The 20,603-nt window shown below is 61.8% G+C and carries 19 protein-coding genes and 1 pseudogene; 12 read left to right on the plus strand and 8 right to left on the minus strand.

Annotated elements, in window-relative coordinates; genetic code table 11:
* Positions 1-3: 3 nt before the first annotated feature.
* Both KJQ12_RS19895 and tpx read right to left on the minus strand, forming a co-directional pair.
* Positions 4-42: pseudogene (locus KJQ12_RS19895) on the minus strand (hypothetical protein).
* A gap of 166 nt (positions 43-208) precedes the next feature.
* Positions 209-727, minus strand: coding sequence for a thiol peroxidase (gene tpx, locus KJQ12_RS11480; RefSeq protein ID WP_015254339.1), 519 nt, complete (start codon positions 725-727; stop codon positions 209-211).
* A 94-nt stretch (positions 728-821) separates the two neighbouring features.
* Here tpx and KJQ12_RS11485 point away from each other — a divergent pair, with 94 nt between their 5' ends.
* Positions 822-1,427, plus strand: coding sequence for a rhomboid family intramembrane serine protease (locus KJQ12_RS11485; protein ID WP_213484777.1), 606 nt, complete (start codon positions 822-824; stop codon positions 1,425-1,427).
* Between the two features lie 36 nt (positions 1,428-1,463).
* Entirely contained in the window at positions 1,464-2,366 is a 903-nt protein-coding gene (gene gltC / locus KJQ12_RS11490; protein ID WP_015254341.1) for a glutamate biosynthesis transcriptional regulator GltC, read from the plus strand.
* Between the two features lie 86 nt (positions 2,367-2,452).
* On the opposite strand, the gene KJQ12_RS11495 is transcribed toward gltC, so the two are convergent.
* Positions 2,453-3,121, minus strand: a complete 669-nt coding sequence (locus KJQ12_RS11495) for a zinc metallopeptidase (protein WP_213484800.1) — start codon at positions 3,119-3,121, stop codon at positions 2,453-2,455.
* A 172-nt stretch (positions 3,122-3,293) separates the two neighbouring features.
* Entirely contained in the window at positions 3,294-3,728 is a 435-nt protein-coding gene (locus tag KJQ12_RS11500) for a MerR family transcriptional regulator (RefSeq protein WP_213484778.1), read from the minus strand.
* A gap of 384 nt (positions 3,729-4,112) precedes the next feature.
* Here KJQ12_RS11500 and KJQ12_RS11505 point away from each other — a divergent pair, with 384 nt between their 5' ends.
* The 3 genes from KJQ12_RS11505 to KJQ12_RS11515 all read left to right on the plus strand — a co-directional run bounded on the left by KJQ12_RS11505 (position 4,113) and on the right by KJQ12_RS11515 (position 7,370).
* Complete coding sequence (locus KJQ12_RS11505; RefSeq protein ID WP_015254344.1) at positions 4,113-5,465, plus strand: ammonium transporter; 1,353 nt, start codon at positions 4,113-4,115, stop codon at positions 5,463-5,465.
* A gap of 61 nt (positions 5,466-5,526) precedes the next feature.
* On the plus strand, positions 5,527-6,636 hold the full coding sequence (locus KJQ12_RS11510; RefSeq protein ID WP_213484779.1) for a DUF294 nucleotidyltransferase-like domain-containing protein: 1,110 nt from the start codon (positions 5,527-5,529) through the stop codon (positions 6,634-6,636).
* Entirely contained in the window at positions 6,633-7,370 is a 738-nt protein-coding gene (locus KJQ12_RS11515) for an exonuclease domain-containing protein (RefSeq protein ID WP_213484780.1), read from the plus strand. Before KJQ12_RS11510 ends, KJQ12_RS11515 begins: the two co-directional genes overlap by 4 nt.
* Here KJQ12_RS11515 and KJQ12_RS11520 read toward each other — a convergent pair.
* Both KJQ12_RS11520 and KJQ12_RS11525 read right to left on the minus strand, forming a co-directional pair.
* Positions 7,302-7,772: a M67 family metallopeptidase gene (locus KJQ12_RS11520; RefSeq protein ID WP_213484781.1), complete on the minus strand. Its 471-nt coding sequence runs from the start codon at positions 7,770-7,772 to the stop codon at positions 7,302-7,304. The two genes, KJQ12_RS11515 and KJQ12_RS11520, sit on opposite strands and share 69 nt — an antisense overlap.
* Before the next feature lie 56 nt (positions 7,773-7,828).
* Positions 7,829-9,151 carry an MFS transporter gene (locus KJQ12_RS11525; RefSeq protein ID WP_213484782.1) on the minus strand — a complete coding sequence of 441 codons (1,323 nt, stop codon included), beginning with the start codon at positions 9,149-9,151 and terminating at the stop codon, positions 7,829-7,831.
* A gap of 139 nt (positions 9,152-9,290) precedes the next feature.
* On the opposite strand from KJQ12_RS11525, the gene KJQ12_RS11530 reads away from it, so the two are divergent.
* Positions 9,291-9,818, plus strand: a complete 528-nt coding sequence (locus KJQ12_RS11530; protein ID WP_213484783.1) for a TlpA family protein disulfide reductase — start codon at positions 9,291-9,293, stop codon at positions 9,816-9,818.
* 25 nt (positions 9,819-9,843) lie between these two features.
* Here the strand turns inward: KJQ12_RS11530 and cimA are convergent, their stop codons facing one another.
* Complete coding sequence (gene cimA, locus KJQ12_RS11535) at positions 9,844-11,457, minus strand: citramalate synthase (protein ID WP_213484784.1); 1,614 nt, start codon at positions 11,455-11,457, stop codon at positions 9,844-9,846.
* 214 nt (positions 11,458-11,671) lie between these two features.
* Between cimA and KJQ12_RS11540 the strand changes: the two genes are divergently transcribed.
* The 6 genes from KJQ12_RS11540 (at position 11,672) to KJQ12_RS11565 (ending at position 20,342) form a co-directional block, all read left to right on the plus strand.
* Positions 11,672-12,967, plus strand: coding sequence for a DNA polymerase IV (locus KJQ12_RS11540; protein WP_213484785.1), 1,296 nt, complete (start codon positions 11,672-11,674; stop codon positions 12,965-12,967).
* 46 nt (positions 12,968-13,013) lie between these two features.
* Complete coding sequence (locus tag KJQ12_RS11545; protein ID WP_015254352.1) at positions 13,014-13,250, plus strand: ferredoxin; 237 nt, start codon at positions 13,014-13,016, stop codon at positions 13,248-13,250.
* Between the two features lie 175 nt (positions 13,251-13,425).
* Positions 13,426-15,318 carry an adenylate/guanylate cyclase domain-containing protein gene (locus KJQ12_RS11550; protein ID WP_213484786.1) on the plus strand — a complete coding sequence of 631 codons (1,893 nt, stop codon included), beginning with the start codon at positions 13,426-13,428 and terminating at the stop codon, positions 15,316-15,318.
* Positions 15,315-17,201: a FecR domain-containing protein gene (locus KJQ12_RS11555; protein ID WP_213484787.1), complete on the plus strand. Its 1,887-nt coding sequence runs from the start codon at positions 15,315-15,317 to the stop codon at positions 17,199-17,201. Before KJQ12_RS11550 ends, KJQ12_RS11555 begins: the two co-directional genes overlap by 4 nt.
* Positions 17,202-17,232: 31 nt before the next feature.
* Entirely contained in the window at positions 17,233-18,798 is a 1,566-nt protein-coding gene (locus KJQ12_RS11560; RefSeq protein WP_213484788.1) for a stalk domain-containing protein, read from the plus strand.
* Between the two features lie 98 nt (positions 18,799-18,896).
* Positions 18,897-20,342 carry a L,D-transpeptidase gene (locus KJQ12_RS11565; protein WP_213484789.1) on the plus strand — a complete coding sequence of 482 codons (1,446 nt, stop codon included), beginning with the start codon at positions 18,897-18,899 and terminating at the stop codon, positions 20,340-20,342.
* Between the two features lie 21 nt (positions 20,343-20,363).
* Here KJQ12_RS11565 and KJQ12_RS11570 read toward each other — a convergent pair whose 3' ends face one another.
* Entirely contained in the window at positions 20,364-20,504 is a 141-nt protein-coding gene (locus KJQ12_RS11570; RefSeq protein ID WP_015254356.1) for a hypothetical protein, read from the minus strand.
* Positions 20,505-20,603 lie beyond the last annotated feature (99 nt).

Here is a 20,603-nt window from a genome sequence, read left to right on the forward strand (position 1 = left end):
CAATTATCGGGTTATCCTTGACATCTACCGTACGCTGGACAAGAAATTGGCAGCCTACAAGACGGAATCGCCGTAACTTGAAAGCCGTTACGACATGCTGTCCGGTCGACAGATGCGGACGGCTTTTGTTTTGCACAGGCCGGACAGGGGGCCGGAAGAAGAAAACCGCCGGCTTCCCCGTGGGGCCGGCGGTTTCCGTCTCGGCGAATTACAGCAGCTCGCGGACGGCGGCAAGCGCCTTGTCGTAATCCGGATGCTCCGTCATCTCGCGCAGGTATTCGACATAACGAATCGTGTCGTTTCCGTCGATAACAAAAATAGCACGATAATCGAGGGCCAGTTCCTTGATGAATACGCCGTAAGCTTGTCCGAAGTTCCGGTCTTTGTAGTCCGACAGCATGACGACGCGGTCGACGCCGGCGGCGCCGCACCAGCGGGCTTGCGCGAACGGCAGGTCAACGCTGACGGTCAGCACGACAACGTTGTCGCCCAGCTTGGCCGCTTCTTCGTTGAAACGGCGCGTCTGCGCGTCGCATACGCCGGTGTCGATGGACGGGACGACGCTGATCAGCTTGATCTTGCCGGCGAAGTCGGCGAGCGATACGGTTTCGAGCAGCGATTTGCTCAGTTTGAAATCGGGCGCTTTGTCGCCGGGCTTCAGTTCGGGGCCGATCAGCGTGATCGGATTGCCTTTGAACAAGGCGGCGCCTGTACGTTCCTGGGTCATTTTCGAAACAACCTCCTTGCGAAAGTCGAGATTCAGCCTTCATTATAATCGTTCGCCGCGGCCATTGTCCAATCCATGGAAGCGAGGTTCACCGATGATTTTTCTGCGCTACGAAAGCTTTCGCGAATATTTGCGGATGTATCCCGTCACATCGGTCATTCTGGCCCTGAATTTGCTGGTGTTCATCGCGGATCTGGTGCTGCCGGGTGATCCGTTGTTCGAAGCGGGATTTTTCAGAATGATTCCGGTCTACGACCCCTACGGCCTGGTGGAACCGTGGCGGTACCTCACGTCCGTCTTCCTCCATGTCGGATGGGAACATCTGCTGTTCAACGGGTTTGCGCTCCTCGTGTTCGCGCCGCCGCTCGAGCGCCTGCTCGGACACGGCAGATACGCGGCGTTCTATCTGATGGCGGGAATCCTGGGGAATGTGTACAGCGCCGCGGTGCACGTCGGCGACTCGCACTTTGCGGCCGGCGCGTCCGGCGCGGTGTACGGCGTATTCGGCGCCTATCTGTATCTCGCCCTGTTCCGGAAGCGGGCGATGGACGAGGCGTCGCGCAAAACCGTCTACTCGATTCTTCTGTTCGGATTGCTTTATTCGATCATATCCCCTAGAATTGATATCTGGGCTCATGTCGGAGGGTGCCTTGCCGGTTTTCTCATGCTGGGCATGTTCGTGCAACGGCGGAGCAGGTGAAGGGGCTCAATGTGACTTGGGCGGGAGCAGGATCCGATGGAACTCAGGCAGTTGTATTATTTTGTGAAAGTGGCGAACCGCGAGCATGTGACGCGGGCGGCGGAAGAGCTGCACGTTGCGCAGTCGGCGGTCAGCCGGCAGATTCATCTGCTGGAAGAGGAGCTCGGCGTCAAGCTGTTCATCCCGAAGGGGCGCAATCTGCAGCTGACGCATGTGGGGAAGCTGTTCCTGAAGCGCGCCGAGGCGATCATCGCCGATCTGGAGCGCGCGATCGCGGAAATCCATGAACTGACCGATCCGGAGAACGGGGAGGTCAGATTCGGCTTCCCGCATAGTCTGGGCACGCATCTGGTGCCGACGGTGATCGCGAAGTTCCGCAAGCTCCACCCCGGCGTACGGTTCCATTTCCAACAGGGCACGTATGCTTCGCTGGTCCGGGACGTGCTGTCGGGCGAAATCGATCTGGCGTTCATTTCGCCGCTGCCGGAGAAGGATGACCTGCTGTGCGGCCATGCGGTGCTGAAGGAGAAACTGCTGGCTGTCCTGCCGCGCCACCATCGGCTGGCCGGCGAGCCGGTGATCGAGCTTTCGCAGCTCAAGGATGAGCCGTTTGTACTGTTCCGCGAAGGATATTCGCTCCGACCGATCGTCTGGGAGGCGTGTCTTCAGGCCGGCTTTACGCCGAAGATCGCCTTTGAAGGCGAAGAGACGGATACGATCCGGGGACTCGTGGCGGCCGGCATGGGCGTAAGTCTCTTGCCGGAGATGGCGCTCGAGCAGACCGGACCGCTCATGCCGGTCAAGATCGAGCTGAAGGAGCCGGTTACGCGGACCATCGGCATCATTCACCGTGCGGACGAGCCGATGCCGCTCGTCGCGCGCGTGTTTCACAAATATCTGCTGGATTATTTTCACAAGGAATATGGTCCTGCAACCTGAGCAATACGGCTGCTGCATAAAAGAGGGCTGCCGGCGTCCATCGGACGCTGGCAGCCCTCTCGAAATTGCTCGGCCTTTGCGAGGCGTCATTCTTCCCGGGCCGACGTGAAAATCATGATGTACTTGAGCAGCTCGAGCAGCGCGATCAGCGCCGCCGCCACATACGTCCACGCGGCGGCATTCAGCACTTTCGCCACGCCGCGCTCCTCTTCGTGCGTAATGAACCCTTCCGCAATCATCAGATCCCGCGCCCGGCTGCTGGCGTTGAACTCGACCGGCAGCGTCACGAGCTGGAAGGCGACCGCCGCGGAGAAGAAGATGATGCCGAAACCGATCAGGTTCAGCGCGTTGAACAAGAAGCCCGCGATCAGCAGGAACGGCGCGATGCCGGATGCGAACCGGACAACCGGGAACATGCGGTGGCGGAGCACCAGCATCGGATAGTGCTGTGCGTGCTGGATGGCGTGTCCGACCTCGTGGCAGGCGACGGACACGGCCGAGATCGAACGCTCATAATAAACCGGTTCGGACAGCCGCACGACGCGCTGGATCGGATCGTAGTGGTCGGTCAGCACGCCGCGTACCGGTTCGATCGGCACATCGTGGAGCCCTTGCGAATCGAGCATGCGCCGCGCCGCTTCATATCCGGTCAGTCCGCGCATGTTGGGCACTTCCGCCCAGCGGTTGAACGTTCCCTTGACGCGGAACTGCGCCCAGAGCGAGATGCCGAACGCGATCAGAATCAGGAAATCCATCGGGTGAAAAAAGCCGATCAAGTGAACCCCTCCGTTTCATAAAGTCAAACCTTGAAGCATGCCCGCAAAACGGCTGACGCCGTCCATACGGGATGGCGTGTCCGTTTTGCGCAGAAAGATAAGCCTGTTAATAGGCTATAAAGCGAGAAGCGAATAAATGCTTGTCTTAACGCTACAGGGTTGCTTTGTCAATGAGCAGCAGCAACGCTTCGACGCAGGCGGCGGTCTGCGGCATGAGCCGCTTGTAGACGCTCCGGGCCTGGTGCGGCTTCAGCCGGCTGAGTACCGGTTCCAGTTCCTTCACCTCGCGCTGCAGCTTGTTCAGCGACAGCTGCAGGTCCGTAAGCTTGCGGCTGATCTGCTCCTCGGAGGAAATGCGCTTCCAACCGTCGAGCATCTCCTTGATCTCTTCAAGCGTATATTTTTCTTTCTTCAACTGTTCAATACGTTTCAGCCGTTCGATCGTTTCAGGACCATACAGCCGATAGTTGCCGGCGGTCCGTTTCGCGGGGCGGATCAGGCCGATCGTCGTATAGAAATCGATGGTGCGCGGGCTGACGTTGGCCTTCGCCGCGAGCTCTCCGATGCGGAACAAGTTCTGGTCCAAAGCTCTCACCACCCTTCCGACGTCGAACGCTCTCTAAATAGTTATGATAACCAATCCACGGCCATACAGTCAAACGTGATGGTTTGCCGTTCGGAATGGCAAATCCTATGTCAGATTATCATACATAATATTCAAGAGGCGATGGAGATGACCGGCATAAGCCGATCCGCAAAAGCGAAGATTCGGAGGAAGACAGCCGGTAAATCGATGATGAATACGTAAAAAAACTTAACGTTGACGGCGGATATATAGACGAACGTTAGATTTTTTTGCACTTTTCACCCAAAAACCGAAAAATGATTATTGTCAAAGTGAGACGTTCTGACTATAATGACATTAAGTCTTTCCCGCAATGTAAGATTAAATAACATGGGAGTGGTCAACATGGTGAAAAAACTGACACTCGCTGCAGGCGTGCTGCTATGCCTGTTCCCGGCCATGGCGCTTGCAGCACCGTCGACCGCGCTGCTGGACATGGGGCTCAACACGCTCTGGGTCCTGCTCGCCGGCGTCCTCGTCCTCCTCATGCAAGGCGGCTTCATCCTGCTGGAAACCGGTTCGACGCGGATGAAGAACGCCGGCCACGTCGCAGGCAAGACGATCTTCACGGTCGGCCTTGCATCGCTCGTCTACTGGGCGGTCGGCTACGGCATCGCGTTCGGCGAAGGCAACCTGTTCATCGGCCTGAGCGACTTCTTCTACTATCCGCCGCTGGTCGGCGCGGAAGGTGACGGATACGCGAACGCCGCGTTCTGGGTTTTCCAAACCGCGTTCGTCACGATCTCGCTGTCCATCGCATGGGGCGGATTCGCGGAACGCGCGAAACTTTCTTCTTATTTAATATTCACGCTGTTCTTCGCGAGCGTCATCTATCCGGTCGTTGCGCACTGGATCTGGGGCGGCGGCTGGCTGGCGGAAGACGGCGCGCAAGACTTCGCCGGTTCGACCGTCGTCCACCTGACCGGCGCGCTCGGCGCCTTCGCGGCAACCGTGCTGCTCAAGCCGCGGATCGGCAAATACAACAAGGACGGCTCGGCCAACCAAATTCTCGGCCACAACCAGGTGTACACGGCACTGGCGGTTCTGCTGCTCTGGGTCGGCTGGTTCGGCTTCAACGCGGGCTCCACGGTCGCGGTAGGCGACGGCTTCTTCGGCTATGTCGCGTTCAACACGCAGCTCGGCGCAGCGGCCGGCGCGGTTGCGGCCCTCCTGATCACCTGGATCGCGGCGGGCAAGGCTGACATCACGACGATGCTGAACGGCGCGCTGGCCGGTCTCGTCGCCATCACGGCCTCCTGTGCATTCGTCGAGCCGTGGGCGGCCGTCGTCATCGGTCTGATCGCAGGCATCGTCGTCTACTTCAGCCAGAAGATGTTCGACAAGCTGCGCATCGACGATCCGATCTACGCGCTCTCGGTGCACGGCGTGGCGGGCATCTGGGGCACGCTGGCCAATGGTCTTTTCGCGACGGAAGAACTGGCCGCGCAAGTCGGCGTCGGTCAAGGCGGCCTGTTCTACACGGGCAGCTGGTACCAGCTGTGGGTGCAATTCGAATCGGTTGTCGTCTGCGGCGCCTTCGTCCTCGTCGCTTCGTTCATCGTCCTGGGCATCATGAAAGCCCTGATCGGCTTCCGCGTCACGGAAGAACAAGAAATCATCGGCCTGGACCTGAGCGAACACGGCGTCTACGGTTATCCGGAACAAATGAAAAAAGCGCAAGATGCGCTGAACGCCTGATCCGTAATAAAATGGAATCAGCATAAAACGATGGCTACGCTGGCCGGGGGGAGATGCGCACATGAACGATCCGACGCTTGTCAGGCTGATGGAGGAAATCGGCTCGACCGGGAACGCGGATGCATTGCGCGATCTCCGGGACCGGCTCCATCTCCGGATGGAGGCGCTGCTCCCCGGCGGCGACGGCGAATCGGTCGAACAGTTCAACGCCATATTGAACGGGATGCACGACGCGCTGATCCGGCGGGCCGTCGTCCTGTCCGAAGAAGCGATGGCACGGGCGGGGAAAGGCGCTCCCCCCGTGCCTTACGCCTATTTGTTGTTCGGCAGCGGCGGGCGAAGCGAGCAGACGCTCTCCAGCGACCAGGACAGCGGACTGCTGTACGAAGATCCCGGCCCCGGCCTCGATCCAGAGAAAGTGCGCGCCTGGTTCCGCGAACTGGGCGGCTTGATCGTAAAGACGCTGGAACGTGCGGGATACCCGCCTTGCGACGGCAATGTGATCAGCGCGAACGAGGCATGGTGCGATGCGTTCTCGGGATGGACGGCGAAGCTGGACCGATGGTTCGACGATCCGCACTGGGAGCATGTGCGCTACCTGCTCATTATGTCCGACGGCCGCGCCGTAAGCGGCGACGAGCGGCTTGCCGCGAGGCTGAAGGATCACTACTTCCGCAATGCGAAGGGACATCCGGGCATTGCGGAGCGGATGCTGCAGAATACGATGCGCTACAAGCCGCTTGTCGGCCTGTTCGGCCAGCTGCTGCCCGAACGGTACGGCGAAGACGCCGGCAGCGTCGATATCAAGTATGGCGCCTATATTCCATTCGTCAGCGCGGTCCGGCTGATGGCGGTCACCGGCGGCATCCGGGAGACGTCGACCTTGTCGAGAATCCGGCGGCTGCGGGATACGGGGAGACTTTTCGCTTCGGACGCGGAAGCTTGCGAAGCCGCGTTCGGCTTCTTCCTGAAGCTGCGGCTGCTGGCCGCGTCGCGCAACAAGGGCGGGCTGTATGCGAACAACGGCAAGGTGGCGGTGACGCTGCTCACGAAGCCGATGAGGCGGGATTTGCGCCACCATCTGGGCACGGTGCAGCGGCTGCGGCACAGCCTGCAGCGGCAGATTGCAGGCAAGTTCCGGCTGATACATGACGGTGGTGATCAGACGTGAAGGAAGGGGATCGCGGCGTAGGTCGGGCCTGGAATCTCTACAAGATGGGAGGGCTCACACCGGCCATCGCATCCATGTTCGGCGCCCCCGGCGCGCAGCAGATGGCGTTCATCCGCCAGGCGGCGAAGGAGCAGCGCAAGCAGTCGGCGCTTGACCTGCCGCTGATGGAACTGGAGACGGTCGTCTTCGATCTGGAGACGACCGGATTCTATCCGGAGAACGGAGACGAGATTCTGTCCATCGGCGGCGTGCTGATGCGCGGACCGGAACTGATGGAAGCGCAGCAGTTCTACCGTCTCGTCAACCCGCGGCGGCGCGTTCCCCGCCATATCGTCGAACTGACCGGGATCACGAATGAGATGGCGGCGCATGGCGAGGATCTCGTGCAGGCGCTCAGCGACTTCATGGCGTTCATCGGCAAGCGGGTGCTGATCGCGCACGCTTCCGGGCACGACAAACAGTTCCTCAACGCCGCGTTGTGGCGGACATCGAAGGTGCGGCTGACCCACCGCGTGCTGGATACGATGATGGTGGCGAAATGGCTCGAACCGAACAGGGACAGCTACGGGCTTGACGAACTGCTGGAGTCGAACGGGGTGCCGGTCACAAGGCGCCATCATGCGCTGGAAGACGCGATCATGACGGCGAAGTTGTGGCAGCGATATTTACACAGAATCGCGGCGCGCAACATCGTGACGCTCGGCGATCTGTATGCGTATCTCAGCCGGCATTAACGGCGCATCCGGCACGCTGCCCTGCATCCGGTATGCGGCCGTTTCCGGCTGCTCGAAGTCGCGCAGCGAGATGATCCAATAGGTGAAATCCGGGCTTCCGAACTGCCGCCAGCCCGCCAGGTCGGCGGCGGAAAGCACCGGAGCTCCGTGCGGGTGGGAATGATAGAAGCCGGCGATCCGTCGCCGGCTTTGCCGCGTTTCCGTCCAGGCGCGCACCCAGTCGGCGGGATCGAAGCGGTAGCCCGATTCCGGCCGCGGATGCGCATTGCGCACGGGACGGATCCGGTCGATCGGGCCGCCGGGTCCGCCGGCGGCGATCAGAAGTCCGCAGGCTTCTGCGGGGTATGCCGTTCGGCAGGCTTCCATGAGCTGCTCGTAGGCTTCGCTGGCTATGACGATCATGGCTTCCTCCCGGCCGTCGAATGTCACCCTCAGTATAGCGCACGCGCGGGTGCGCGTCATCCGGCATCGCCCGCGCGCTTCGGCGGCTTGACCAGGAAGAAGACGAGGGCGAGGGCGGCCGCGGCCAGACCCGTCACGGCGCCGAACAGCACGCCGCGCGAGATGCCGGCGAGCCAACCGAACGCCGGCGGCCCGAACGCGACGCCAAGGAAGCGCAGGCTGCTGTACAGCGACGTGATCATGCCGCGGTGGCTGCGATCGACGGCGCCGGTGATCATCGTGTTCAGGCAGGGGAGGAGAAGCCCCGTGCCCACACTGCTCAAGGTGAGCAAGGCGATCAGCAGCGGCATGTTGCCGTTCAGCCAGACGGCCGACGCGAACGCGGCGGCCTGCACCGCGAGCCCGATGTTCATCAGGACGCGCATCAGCCGCCCGTTGTTCTTGATATAGCGTCCGGTGGCGTAGGACGTGGCGACCAGACCGAACAGCGGTATGGCGAGCACGCCGCCCTTCGCCACGCCCGTAATGGCGTAAGGCGGTTTCTCCAGCGCATCGGAGAGGAAGAACAGCACGCCGAACAGGTTGAACAATCCGGTGGCACCGGCGAGAAAGGCGGGAATGAGCCAGCGTCCCTGCTTGCGGAAGACGCCGATGATTCGGCGGACGTAACCCGCCGGGCGGGAATGGCTTCCGGAATCGGGTTCACGGATCATGAACGCCATGGCCGCAAGCGAAAGCGCGCAGAAGGCGGGGAAAGCGAAGAAGGGCGCCTGCCAGGCGATGAGCGCGAACAGGGTGCCGAGGATCGGACTCAGCACCTTCCCCGTCCCGTTCGACGCTTCAATGAGCCCGAGCGCCTCGCTCTCGGCGCCGTCGCGGTACATGTCGCCGATGAGCGCCATGGCGATCGGCGACGTACCCGCCGCTCCGATGCCCTGCAAGGCACGCGCGGCGATCAGCAAGGGATAATTTTTCCATATGACGGCGAAGCCCGCCAGAAGGCCCGCCGCTCCGAAGACGGCGAGGGAAGGCAGAATGACCGCTTTTCGCGTGAAGCGGTCGGAGAGATAGCCGGCGATCGGGATGAACAGGCCCGCCGCCAGCGAGAACAGCGTGATGACGAGGCTGGACTGGATGCCGGTAATGTTCAATTGCCGCTCCAGATCGGGCAGGATCGGCACGATCATCGAATTGCCGAGCACCATGACGAGAGGAACGGATGCGAGCGCGGTGTACTCGGCCCATTTCTTCGCGCCGCCGTTTCCGGTTCCGGTGCGGCCGCGCGAGCCTGAGCGGTTGCCGGACAGAAAGGACCGGTTCCGCGCCGCAGCCGCGCTTCCGCCGCCCGCGGTCAGCCACCCGGGTTTCGCCTTCTCCATCGCTTTTGCCTCCAACTGAAAATCGTTCCTTTGGCGAGACTAATGTGCCCGCGTCTTCCTGAAGCTATTCCCGGATGGCTTGAACGGCAAATTTGGGCATGATAAGATGAGGACAATTCAGCGGGAGTTGAAGTGGAGAATGAAACGCGCATGGTCCATGGCCGTTGTGATCGTGATCCTGACCATTCTGGCCGTTTATCAGAACCAAACGTTGACGATGCGGTCGTCCGCCGCTGCCGAAGTGAAACCGAAAATCGGCTATCTGGCGCCGTCCTTCGAACTGCCGGACTTGAGCGACCGCACGGTGCGGGCGGGGGGAGCGTCGGACAAGCTGACAATGATCAATTTCTGGGCTTCCTGGTGCGGTCCGTGCGACCTGGAAGCGCCGGATTTGCAGGAGTTGCATGAGCGGCATGCGGACCGGCTGCTGCTCATCGGCGTGAACAGCACGAAATACGACCGGGAGCGCGATGCCCGGCGGTTCGTCGAAGAACATGAACTCACCTTCCCGATCCTGATGGACAGGAAAGGCAACGTGACCGAGCTGTACAAAGTGTCGCAGTTTCCGACGACGCTGCTTGTCGACAAGGACGGGGTCATCCGTGAGCGGGTGGTCGGCGTACTGTCGAAAACACATTGGGAAGCGCTGATCGACAAATGGAGCTGATCAGCGCTTCCCATTTTTGACGGACTCAATGATTGACGATTCCGAGCTGTTCGCGTTTGTCTTCCTGCGCGGCCGGCGTTTTCTTGCAGTTCATCAGCGCGTAGCGGAAGCTGTCGACGAGCGCTTCCCAGCTCGCTTCGATGACGTTGTCGGACACGCCGACGGTGCTCCAGGTGTTCTTGAAATCGGTCGTTTCGATCAGCACGCGCACTTTCGCGGCGGTGGCGTCCTTCTCGTCCAGGACGCGGACCTTGTAGTCGGTCAGCGCGATGTTCATGATCTCGGGGTAATATTGGACAAGGGCTTTCCGGAGCGCGTTGTCGAGCGCGTTGACCGGCCCGTTGCCTTCCGCGGCGGTGTAGACGATGTCCCCGCCCACGTTGATCTTGACGATCGCTTCGGACACCATCCGGCCGTCCGATTTCTCGACGAGCATCTTGAACGACTCAAGCTTGAAGATTTGCGTCTGTTCGCCGAACGCGTCGCGCAGCAGCAGTTCGAGCGAGGCGTCGGCGCCTTCGAACGAATAGCCTTCGTGCTCGAGTATCTTGATTTTCTCGATGACCGCCCGCGCCCGTTCGTTGCCGGAGCTGATGTCGAGTCCCATCTCCTGCGCCTTGTGGATGATGTTGCTCTGTCCCGCCAGCTCGGAAACGAGAATCCGCCGCTGGTTGCCGACGAGTTCGGGCTGGATGTGCTCATAGGTCTTCGGATCTTTCAGGATGGCGGAGACGTGGATGCCGCCCTTGTGCGCGAAGGCGGCGTTGCCGACATACGGCTGGCCGACCGGCATGACCGCGTTGGCGATCTCGCTGACATAGCGGGCGACGCTCGTGAGCTGGGCAAGCTGCTCGTCGGAGATGCAGCGCAGCCCCATCTTGAGCTGCAGATTCGGAATGATCGAGCACAGATTGGCGTTGCCGCACCGTTCACCGTAGCCGTTGATTGTTCCCTGCACCTGGCGGGCGCCCGCCTGAACAGCCGCCAGCGTGTTGGCGACGGCGAGCTCGCAGTCGTTGTGCGTATGGATGCCGATCGGCTTGTCGACCTCTTTCGCGACGCGGGAGACGATCTCGTAGATTTCGTTCGGCAGCGTGCCGCCGTTCGTATCGCACAGCACGATCCAGTCCGCGCCGGCTTCGGCCGCCTTCCGCAGGCAAGCGAGCGCATACTCGGGATTATGTTTGTAGCCGTCGAAGAAATGTTCGGCGTCGTAGATGGCTTCCAGTCCCCGGCGCTTGAGGAAGGCGAATGAATCGTAAATCATGGCGAGATTCTCTTCCAGCGTCGTCTGCAGGGCGGTCGTCACATGGAAGTCCCACGACTTGCCGACCAGGGTCGCCGCCCGCACGCCGGATTCGACGATGCGCACGAGGCTCGTGTCCTGATCCGCCTGGCTGTTCTTCCGGCGCGTGCTGCCGAATGCGGTAATCTTCGCGTTCAGCTTCATGTCCCGCATCCTGCGGAAAAATTCGATGTCCTTGCTGTTGCTGCCCGGATTGCCGCCTTCGATATAATGAACGCCCAATTGGTCCAGCTTCAGGGCGATCTTCACCTTGTCTTCCGCCGACAGGCTGATCCCTTCGCCCTGGGTGCCGTCACGCAGTGTTGTGTCAAATACGGAGATATCGACTTTCATTGCGGAAGCGCCTCCCTGTGATCCCACTCGACTTCGATCATAATTTCCTATTATATCATCGAACGTCCGGACGGGAAACCCTGGCCGCCGCGGTGTTGCGGTGCTGCGGCCGGCAGCCGGCGCGCGCGGCCGTCCGGCAACCAACGGCCTCGGGTTGACCGCACCGCCGGCCGGGGATATGCTGGATACAGGAAGGCCTCCGGAGGGATTGGATATGCCGCCGACCGAAAGCCGCCATGAGGGCAGCGGGGCAAAAGGCAGGGTCATCCTGCATCTGGACATGAACGCGTTCTATTGTTCGGTTCACGAAGCGGAGGAACCGGAGCGCTACGCCGGCAAGCCGATCGCCGTCGCCGGCAGCGTCGAGGAGCGGCGGGGCGTCATCGTCACGTCTTCCTACGCGGCGCGGGAGAAGGGCGTGCGCACCGGCATGACGGTCCGGCAGGGGCTCAAGGTGTGTCCGGAGCTGATCATCATCCGGCCGGACTTCAACCTGTACCGCAAGTACTCCCGCGGTTTCCTCGGCATCGCCCGGCAATACACGCCGCTCGTCGAAGTCGTCTCGATCGACGAATGTTATCTGGATGTGACGGGGTCGGGCAGGTTCGGCACGCCGCTGGAGATCGCGGAGGAGATCCGGCGCCGCATCCGCACCGAATGGTCGCTGCCTTGCTCGATCGGCATCGGGCCGAACAAGCTGCTGGCGAAGATGGCGTCGGACATGAAGAAACCGAACGGCATCACCGTGCTCCGCATCCGCGATGTGCCGGCGGTGCTGTGGCACCGGCCGTGCGACGCGCTGCACGGCGTCGGCCGGAAGACGGCCGCGAAGCTCGCGCGGATGAACATCCGCACGATCGGCGAGCTTGCCGCATGCGACGAGCAGCTGCTGATCCGGCAGTTCGGGGTGTACGGAGCCTGGATGAAGGCGGCCGCGAACGGCATCGACACGGCCGAAGTCAATCCGGAGCGCGGACCGAACAAATCGATCGGCCATACGACGACGCTCCCGCATGACGTGACCGACCACGAAGAAGCAAGCCGCATTTTCCTCAATCTGGCTGACCAGACGGCGCGGCGGCTCAGGCGGCAGCGGCTCATCGCCGGCACGGTGCAGATTACGATCCGGACGCCTGACATGCGGACCTATACGCGGGCGGAGACACTGGAATCTCCCACCGACGATCCGGTGGAAATTCACCGCATCGCATGCCGGCTGTTCGACCGCCATCACCGCCCGGGAGATCCGGTGCGGCTGCTCGGCATCACGCTGGCCAATCTGTCGCCGAAACAGGAGACCGCCGTCCAGCTTGACCTGTTCGATTTCGAGAAGCAGCCGAAGCGCGAAGCGCTCATCCGGACGATGGACGAACTTCGGGACAAATTCGGCGAGGAGGCGGTGTTGACCGCCGGCATGCTGCTCGGCGGCCCGTCCGCCCTGATTCGGAATCGAAGAATTCGCGGTACATCCTTGCAATCGGATGAAGAATTATTATATAGTGATGATTGAAGGTTGCAGCAACGTATGGTGATAGATACAAGGAGGGTAACATCTCATGGCGAAGTATACCTGGGTGGATAAAGAAACCTGCATCGCGTGCGGCGCATGCGGAGCATCGGCGCCCGACATCTACGACTATGACGATGAAGGGCTTGCGGAAGTCATCTACGGCGGCGACGGCAACACCGGCACGACCGAAATCCCGGAAGAGCTCTACGACGATCTCCAGGACGCTCTCGACGGCTGCCCGACCGATTCGATCAAAGTATCGGATCAGCCGTTTAATAAATAAGAACATCCGCATCGAACAGTCTCATTTCCCCTGTTTTCGCCCTGCCGGGCGGAAGCGGGGGAATTCTGTTTATTTCGACAATTTTTGTTGCCATTTCCCGGATGTAACACTAGAATGAGAGATAAAATAACCCGGGTATGGACCGCAAGTCCTATTGAGGGGATCGGAGGAATCCATGGCCATACGGAAATGGCTGCGAACGGCCGCCGCCTGGCTCGTCATTGCCGCGTTCTGGACGCTTCTGGCGAATCTCGGCACGGGCGGCACGCTCAACTTCGTCGAATCGACATTCCGCGACCTGGCGACGCGGAAATCGGTCGAGGAGCGAAATCCGGCGGGAGAGATCAAGATCATCAAGATGGACCAGGCATCTCTGGATGTGCTCGGCGCGTTCCCGTGGGATCGCGCCTATTATGCGCAGTTGATCGAGATGCTCGCGGAAGCGGGGGCCAACGCGGTATTCCTCGACGTCCATCTGGCTGATCCGGGACCGTACCCCGAGAGCGATGCGTACATGGCCGATGTCATCAGCCGGTATGACAACGTTTACCTGCCGGTTGTATTTGTTTTCAAGGCGCAGCAGGAAGACGCGAATTCCCTTGAGATCGCCGCGATCGAATATCCGTCCGCAACGATCGGCGCCCCGACGGATCAGGTCGGCCATATCAACGTCATGTGGGACAAGGACCGGGTCGTCCGGAAGCTGACGATCGGCCTGCCGGATGAAGAAGGCCGCATGATCCCGGCGATGAGTGTGCGGCTTGCGAACGCCGTGCTGCCTGAGGAAGAGCAGATCCGCTGGGACGAAGAGCGCAAGGGCTGGTATCGGGGGGACAAGCGCATTCCCGTCAACGCCCGGTACCAGGTGACGACAGATTTCTTTACAAAGCCGCAGCAGGAGATTACGGCCGACACCGGTTACGATGCGATTTCGTTCTATCAGGTGCTCACCGGCGAGGTCGACCCGGAATTTTTCCGCGGCAGCGTCGTGCTGATCGGGCCGTATGCGACGGGGTTCGGCGACGAGTACGCGATTCCGAACTCAAACCTGAAGATGTACGGTGTTGAGATTCACGCGAACATGACCCAGTCGCTCATCAGCGGAAAGTTCTACACGGAAGCGCCGCAATGGACGGGCGCGCTGTTGATCGCGCTGCTGACGCTGCTGTCGCTGCTGCTGTATGAACGGTTCCCGGGCCTGAAGTCGGTCCTGGTCTACGTCGGGCTTGCGGTCGCTTACGTCCTCGCTTTTCTGTCGGCCTACACCTTCAGTTCGGTATTCATTCCGTTTACCTATCCTTTCCTGGCTTTGTTCACCGCGCTGGTCTGGACCGTCGTCAGCCACTACCTGAACGAGCGGCGGGAGCGCGGCAGGGTGACGAACATCTTCGGGCGGTTCGTGCCGAAGACGGTTGTCGACGAGCTGCTCGCTTCCGGAGAGGAGATCAAGGTCGGCGGCCAGCGCCGGGACATCAGCGTCGTCTTCGTCGACATCCGCGGTTTTACGCCGATGTCGGAGCGGCTTCAGCCGGAAGAAGTCATCGGCGTGCTGAACGAATATCTGGACATTTGCACGAAAGCGGTGTTCCAGTGGCACGGCACGCTGGACAAGTTCATCGGCGACGGCGTCATGGCGCTGTTCGGCGCGCCGATCCATTACGACAATCATCCGGAGCTGGCGATCCGCGCGGCGCTCGAGATGCGCAAGCACGCCGACCGGCTCGAGCAGGAATGCATCAAGAAATGGGGCATCGGCGTCAAGTTCGGCGTCGGCATCAACTGCGGCCCCGCCGTCGTCGGCAACATCGGCTCGGAGATGCTCCGGCTCGACTACACCGCCATCGGGGACACCGTCAATCTGGCGGCCCGGCTGGAGTCGAACGCGAAGCCGGGGCAGATTCTGATCAGCGAAGAAGTGTACAAACGGGCCGGCCACCTGTTCCGGCTCGAGGACATCGGCGAGATCAAAGTGAAAGGCAAGGAGAAGCCGGTCCGCGTTTTCGCGGTGCTTGGAGCCGCGGAAGACGGGGGACAGGCCGTCGAAGCCGGAAGGAGAGAAGGAGCATGAGAAATCTGTGGTTTCGGACCGTCTGCGCGGCGGTCTGCCTGACGGTGCTGCTGGGCGCGACCGGGCTGCTCGCGGGCTTGCGCGAAGCGGCGGCTGCCGGAGCGACGCGCGTGGCTGTCGTCACGAGCCTGAAGGGCGACGTGCAAGTGAAGAAGTCGGGCGGAGCGAAGTTCTTCAGCGCGTTCAAGAACATGAGCCTGAACGAGGGCGATCTGATCACGACGGGCAAAAATTCCAGCGTCGTCCTGGAACTGGCCAGCAGCAAGGCGGACCAGGACTCGATCACGATCGGCGAAAACTCGCAGGTTCAATTCACGAAATTGAAAGAAGACACCGGCGCGAAAGCGAAGATGAGCGTCTGGGCCGGTTCGCTGTGGGTGAAAGTGAAATCGATCTCGAACGCCGATGACACGTTCGAAGTCGAAACGCCGACGGCGATCATGGGTGTCCGCGGCACGCATTTCATCATGAAGGTGGATCCGTACACGGGTCAGGTGATAATCGTTGTCGCGTCGGGCGTCGTGGCCTCCTCCAAGACGAACGGCTCCGGAACCGGCTTCGGTCCGAACGACCCGGTTCATATTTATCCGTCGCAGCAGCTGGAGCTGTATCCGGATGCCCCGACGGACGACACGCGCATTTTGATCGATCTCGCCGATCCGTCGACGCTGGTCTTGACCCTGCCGGCGGACATCGTCGACGCCATGGTGACCAACATGGCGGAGATCATGCGGGAGAACGAGCAATTGGCGCAGCAGTTGGCAGGCAGCGTGGAGCAGGGAATCACGGCTCCGGATCCGAATGCGAACCTGCTGCTCTTGAACGGCGAGGATGTGGCCGCCTATGCCGAAAACATCAACGCGCTGCTCGTCGTCACCCTCGCGGAAGCGGTCAATAGGGGCATCTTGACGGAGGAAACGGCACGCAGCATCATCGACCAGATCAACGATATTGTTGAGAAACCGGAAAAGCGCTACAGCCTGGAGAATTTGCCGGAATACCGCAAGGATATCGGCACCGATCCGGCGCTTGCGGAGGAAAGGGAACGGGCGCGCAAGGAGCAGGAAGAGAAGCAGCGGGAGAAAGAGCAGCGCCGTCAGGAACAGCTGGAGAAGAACCGCGAGAAAGCGGAGCAAATCGCCGAGAAAAAGAGCGAGCTGGAGCAGAAAAACCAGGAGGCCAAGAGCGAGAGGGAAAAGGAAGCCGTCGACAAATACAAGCAATCGCTGTCCGAAGAAGAGCGCACGCAACTGGAGCAGCGTCAGCGGGAAAGGGAACGGGAGAAGCAGGAGCAGCAGCAGGGCGGCGGCAACGCCGACCCGGGCGCCGGCGGACCTTCGCCCGGTCCCGGAGCCGGAACGTCGGGTCCGTCCGTTGCGGCGGCCGTTTCGGATTACAGCGACTGGGTCAAAACGATCGACATCAGGTTCTCCGGTTTTACGGGCAGCAGAGCCGTGTTCGGCTATCAGGCGGATGTCAAGTATGACCCGCAATATTTCGGCTTCGCCGAATCGGTGTTCATGGACACGAACGGGTTGAACCCGTTCCGGAACCTGGCGGACAGCCCGTTCAAGGTGGAATTGGCCGAAGGCTGGACTGCGCCCGACGGGTATAACGTGAACGCCGTCGACCATGTCGAGCACGACACCGAAAATTACATCGTCCGGTACGCCGTGCTGAAATTCGAAGGCGGGGCGGAAGAAGTCAACGGACAGACGGTCGTCCGGCTGCCGTTCCAATATGCTTCAATCCCGGACACTAACCAGACGGCGGTGTTCACCATCACGCTGACGGCGGTGGACGGGAACGGCAACGCCATCTCCGGCCTTAAGCCCGTCACGGTTCAAGTCGTCGTCAACGCGGGACCTGCCCAGCCTGCCTGAACCATCATTCCTGAATAAAAGGAGCCCTGCCATGAACGGTTATATAAGAAATGCGGCGATCATCCTGCTGGCAGCCCTGCTTGTCCTTCCCGCCGCCGCCTCGGCGGCGGAACAGCGGGACGCCGTGCTCGACAATGCGCCGCTCCATGAGCTTCGGACATTCGCCGGCTCGGGCGAGCTCGGCGAGTCGGACGGCACCCGGAGGACCGCGGAGTTCCGGCTGCCGGCAAGCGTTGCCGTCGATGCCGAAGGCCGGATCGTCGTCGCGGACACCGGGAACCAGATGATCCGGACGATTGCGGACGGCGAAGTCCGGACAGCCGCCGGCATGCTGATCGGCTTCAACGACTACGGATATCCGTCCGCCGGCTACGCCGACGGTCCGGCCGATGAAGCGGCGTTCGACGCGCCTTCGGGCGTCGCGGTCGACCGGCGCGGCCGGATCATCGTCGCCGACGCCGGCAACCATGCCATCCGCGCGATATCGCCGGACGGCAAAGTGACGACCATCGCCGGCACCGGCATCCTCGGACTCACGGACGGCTCCGCGTCGCAAGCGAACTTCTATTATCCGATGGATGTCGCGGTTTCGCCGTCCGGCGTCATCTATGTGGCCGACACGCTCAACCATGTCATCCGCAAGATCGAGAACGGCCGCGTCACGACGCTGAACGCCATGTCCGAGCGGGCGGCCGAGATCTTCCCGGGCGTCGTCGAACCGACCGGAGATTTCCGGGACGGCGCGCTGTCGGAAGCGCTGTTCAACGAGCCGAGCGGCCTGGCGCTTGACGCGCAGGGCAATCTGTATGTCGCGGATACCGGCAACCAGCGGATCCGCTATATCGATCTGAAAGCGGGAACCGTCACGACCGTTGCCGGCGGCGGCGAGCTGCCCAAGGATGCGATGTACGTGGAAGGCGGTTACGCCGACGGCAAGGCCGGGGACGCCCGGTTCAACGCGCCGCGCGGCATTGACGTCACGCCGGACGGCGGGCTGCTGATCGCGGATTCCCTGAACCACGTCATCCGTTATCTGAAAGACGGCGTCGTGACCACGGTCGCCGGCGTGCCGTACGAGTCGGGCAAGTGGGACGGCGTATCGCGGTACGCCTATCTGAGCGTGCCGACGGATGTCCAATCCATCGAAGACGGCGCCTTCCTCATCGCGGACGGCGGCAACAACCGCATCCGGATCGTGCGTCCGTACGAAGCGCCGGCCGGACTGGAAGGAAGCGCGATCGAGATCGTCCATAACCGGAAGGTGCTGGAGTCGGATGCGGAGCCGGTCGCCGTGGACGGCACGACATTCGTGCCGGTGCGCGTGATCAGTGAAGAGCTCGGATATGCCGTCGAGTACGGGGCCGATGGCATCACGACGCTGAAACAGGATGACGCCTGGTACCGGATTCGTGAAGGGAGCAAGACGGTCGAATCGTCTTCCGGCAGCCTGGAGTTGCCGCAGGCGCCGTTCTATCGCGCGGGGCGGCTGTATCTGCCGGTGCGGTTCTTCGCGGAGGAGCTGGACCTGGACGTGCAATGGCTGAGCGGCGTGCGCGCCGTGCTGATCCGCGACAAGCAGACTGAGCTTCAATATTGATCTTCCTGCGGCGATTCAGGCCGCCCGGTCTAAACCGGGCGGCCTGACTGCCGATATATACCCTATACGGGCTTGCCGGCCGGAAAGGGGGATTCCGAATGGAAGAACAAGCGGACATCGAGTATTTGAAACAGTACGTCCGCCTTCACCCCGACAACCGGATGGCATGGTATCTGCTCGGCAGGGCGTATATGCAGCAGGGCAAAGAAGCGAAAGCGAATTACTGTTTTCTGCAGGCCGGTGACATCTATGAAGCGTACGAACGGAAGCGGCATCCGCTGGCGGACGCCGCTCCCCGGGAGGCATTGGAGCAATGGAACCGGGGGCGCCGGCGGCGGCTGGCGAAGCGCGCCGCCCTGCTGGCCGTCATGCTGATCGGCCTCGTCGCCGTCACGACCGGCGCGCCGGACGGGCATCGGGGCGCGGAACGGACGGCGGCGGATGCGCCTGCTGCCGCGACGGAAGGATCGACCGGGCAGCCGGTTCGATCCGATGGCGGCGACGGACCCGCCGTCCGGCCGGATGACCGGCCTGCCGCGGAAGGCATCCGACCGGTCGCCGTGCGCGTGGTCGATCCGGCCGCCGGATCGCCGGTCGGCGAAGCGCTGGAGACGCTCCTGTACGGCACCCGTCTGCCGGTGCGCGGCATCGCGGTCCGGCTGGCGCAGCAGGACGGCTGGCGGTTCTGGAACAGTGCGGCGGACGGGCTGCTGCTCGCCGTGGAGCGCAGCGATTCGGGCGCCGGAGAAGCGGTCGTCCGCATGTTCGACCCGGAGGCGTGCGTCTGCAGGCCGGCGGATGCCTCGGAATCGCTCGGGCTGCTCGAAGCGTGGAGCGAACGGCGGGAGCAATGGTGGGTGCTGCGCAGCGCCATTCGCCGCTACGCGGAATCGACCGGCGAGTGGCCGGCTTCGCTGGACGATCTGGTGCGGCCGTACCCCGACAACTGGCTCGCCGGCGATTCGCCCGTCCTGCGCGAGCTGTTCGCTCCCGCGGCGGAAGCGGAACGGAAGGCGAGCTTGCGGCCGTCGCCGGAAGCGGGCACGCCGGCCGAAGGCGGATTTGCGGCCTGGAACGCGGGGACGCCGGACGGCCTGCCCGAGGCGCCGCTCGAAATTATCGTCGACAAGGCCAATCATCGGCTGGCGCTCGTCAGCGGCAACGTCATCCTGCGCAATTACGAGGTCGGTCTCGGCGGCGACAGGACGCCGGAAGGCGTGTTCGTCATCAGCGAGAAAGTGAAAAATCCGAACGGCAGGGAGGACGGCGAGTTCGGCAGCCGCGGCATGACGCTGTCGGACACCGACTACGCCATTCACGGCACGAATGAGCCGGACAGCATCGGGCGGGATGATTCGCTCGGCTGCATCCGGATGGCGAAGGAAGATCTGGAGGAACTGTACGACATGACGCCGCTCGGTACACGCGTCACGATCGCATCGGGGGTGCTGCCGGACGAAATCTCGGCCCCCGCCGAACGCTTCCGGCTGGAAGCGACGCAGGACGAGACGAATCCGGGCAAAGTGTACCGCTGGTTGACATAAAACGGCTGAGACCGGATCGTCTCAGCCGTTCACAATGATCAGCACCGACATGACGATGACGACGGCGGCGAATGCGCCGGCAACCCACAGTATCGCTTTCTTGTTGATTTCATTCTGCGCCGGTTTCTTCGTGGCCGGCGGCCTTCTGCGAACTGCGCTCATCGGCAATCGACCCTCTCTTGCAACGGTTTCTCCTATCATTGTAACCGTTTCCCCTCGGGTCCCGCAACCGGTGCCTTGATCCAGATGCCGCGGCGTTTG

It is taken from the genome of Thermobacillus xylanilyticus, assembly GCF_907165215.1.
Classification (GTDB): domain Bacteria; phylum Bacillota; class Bacilli; order Paenibacillales; family Paenibacillaceae; genus Thermobacillus; species Thermobacillus xylanilyticus.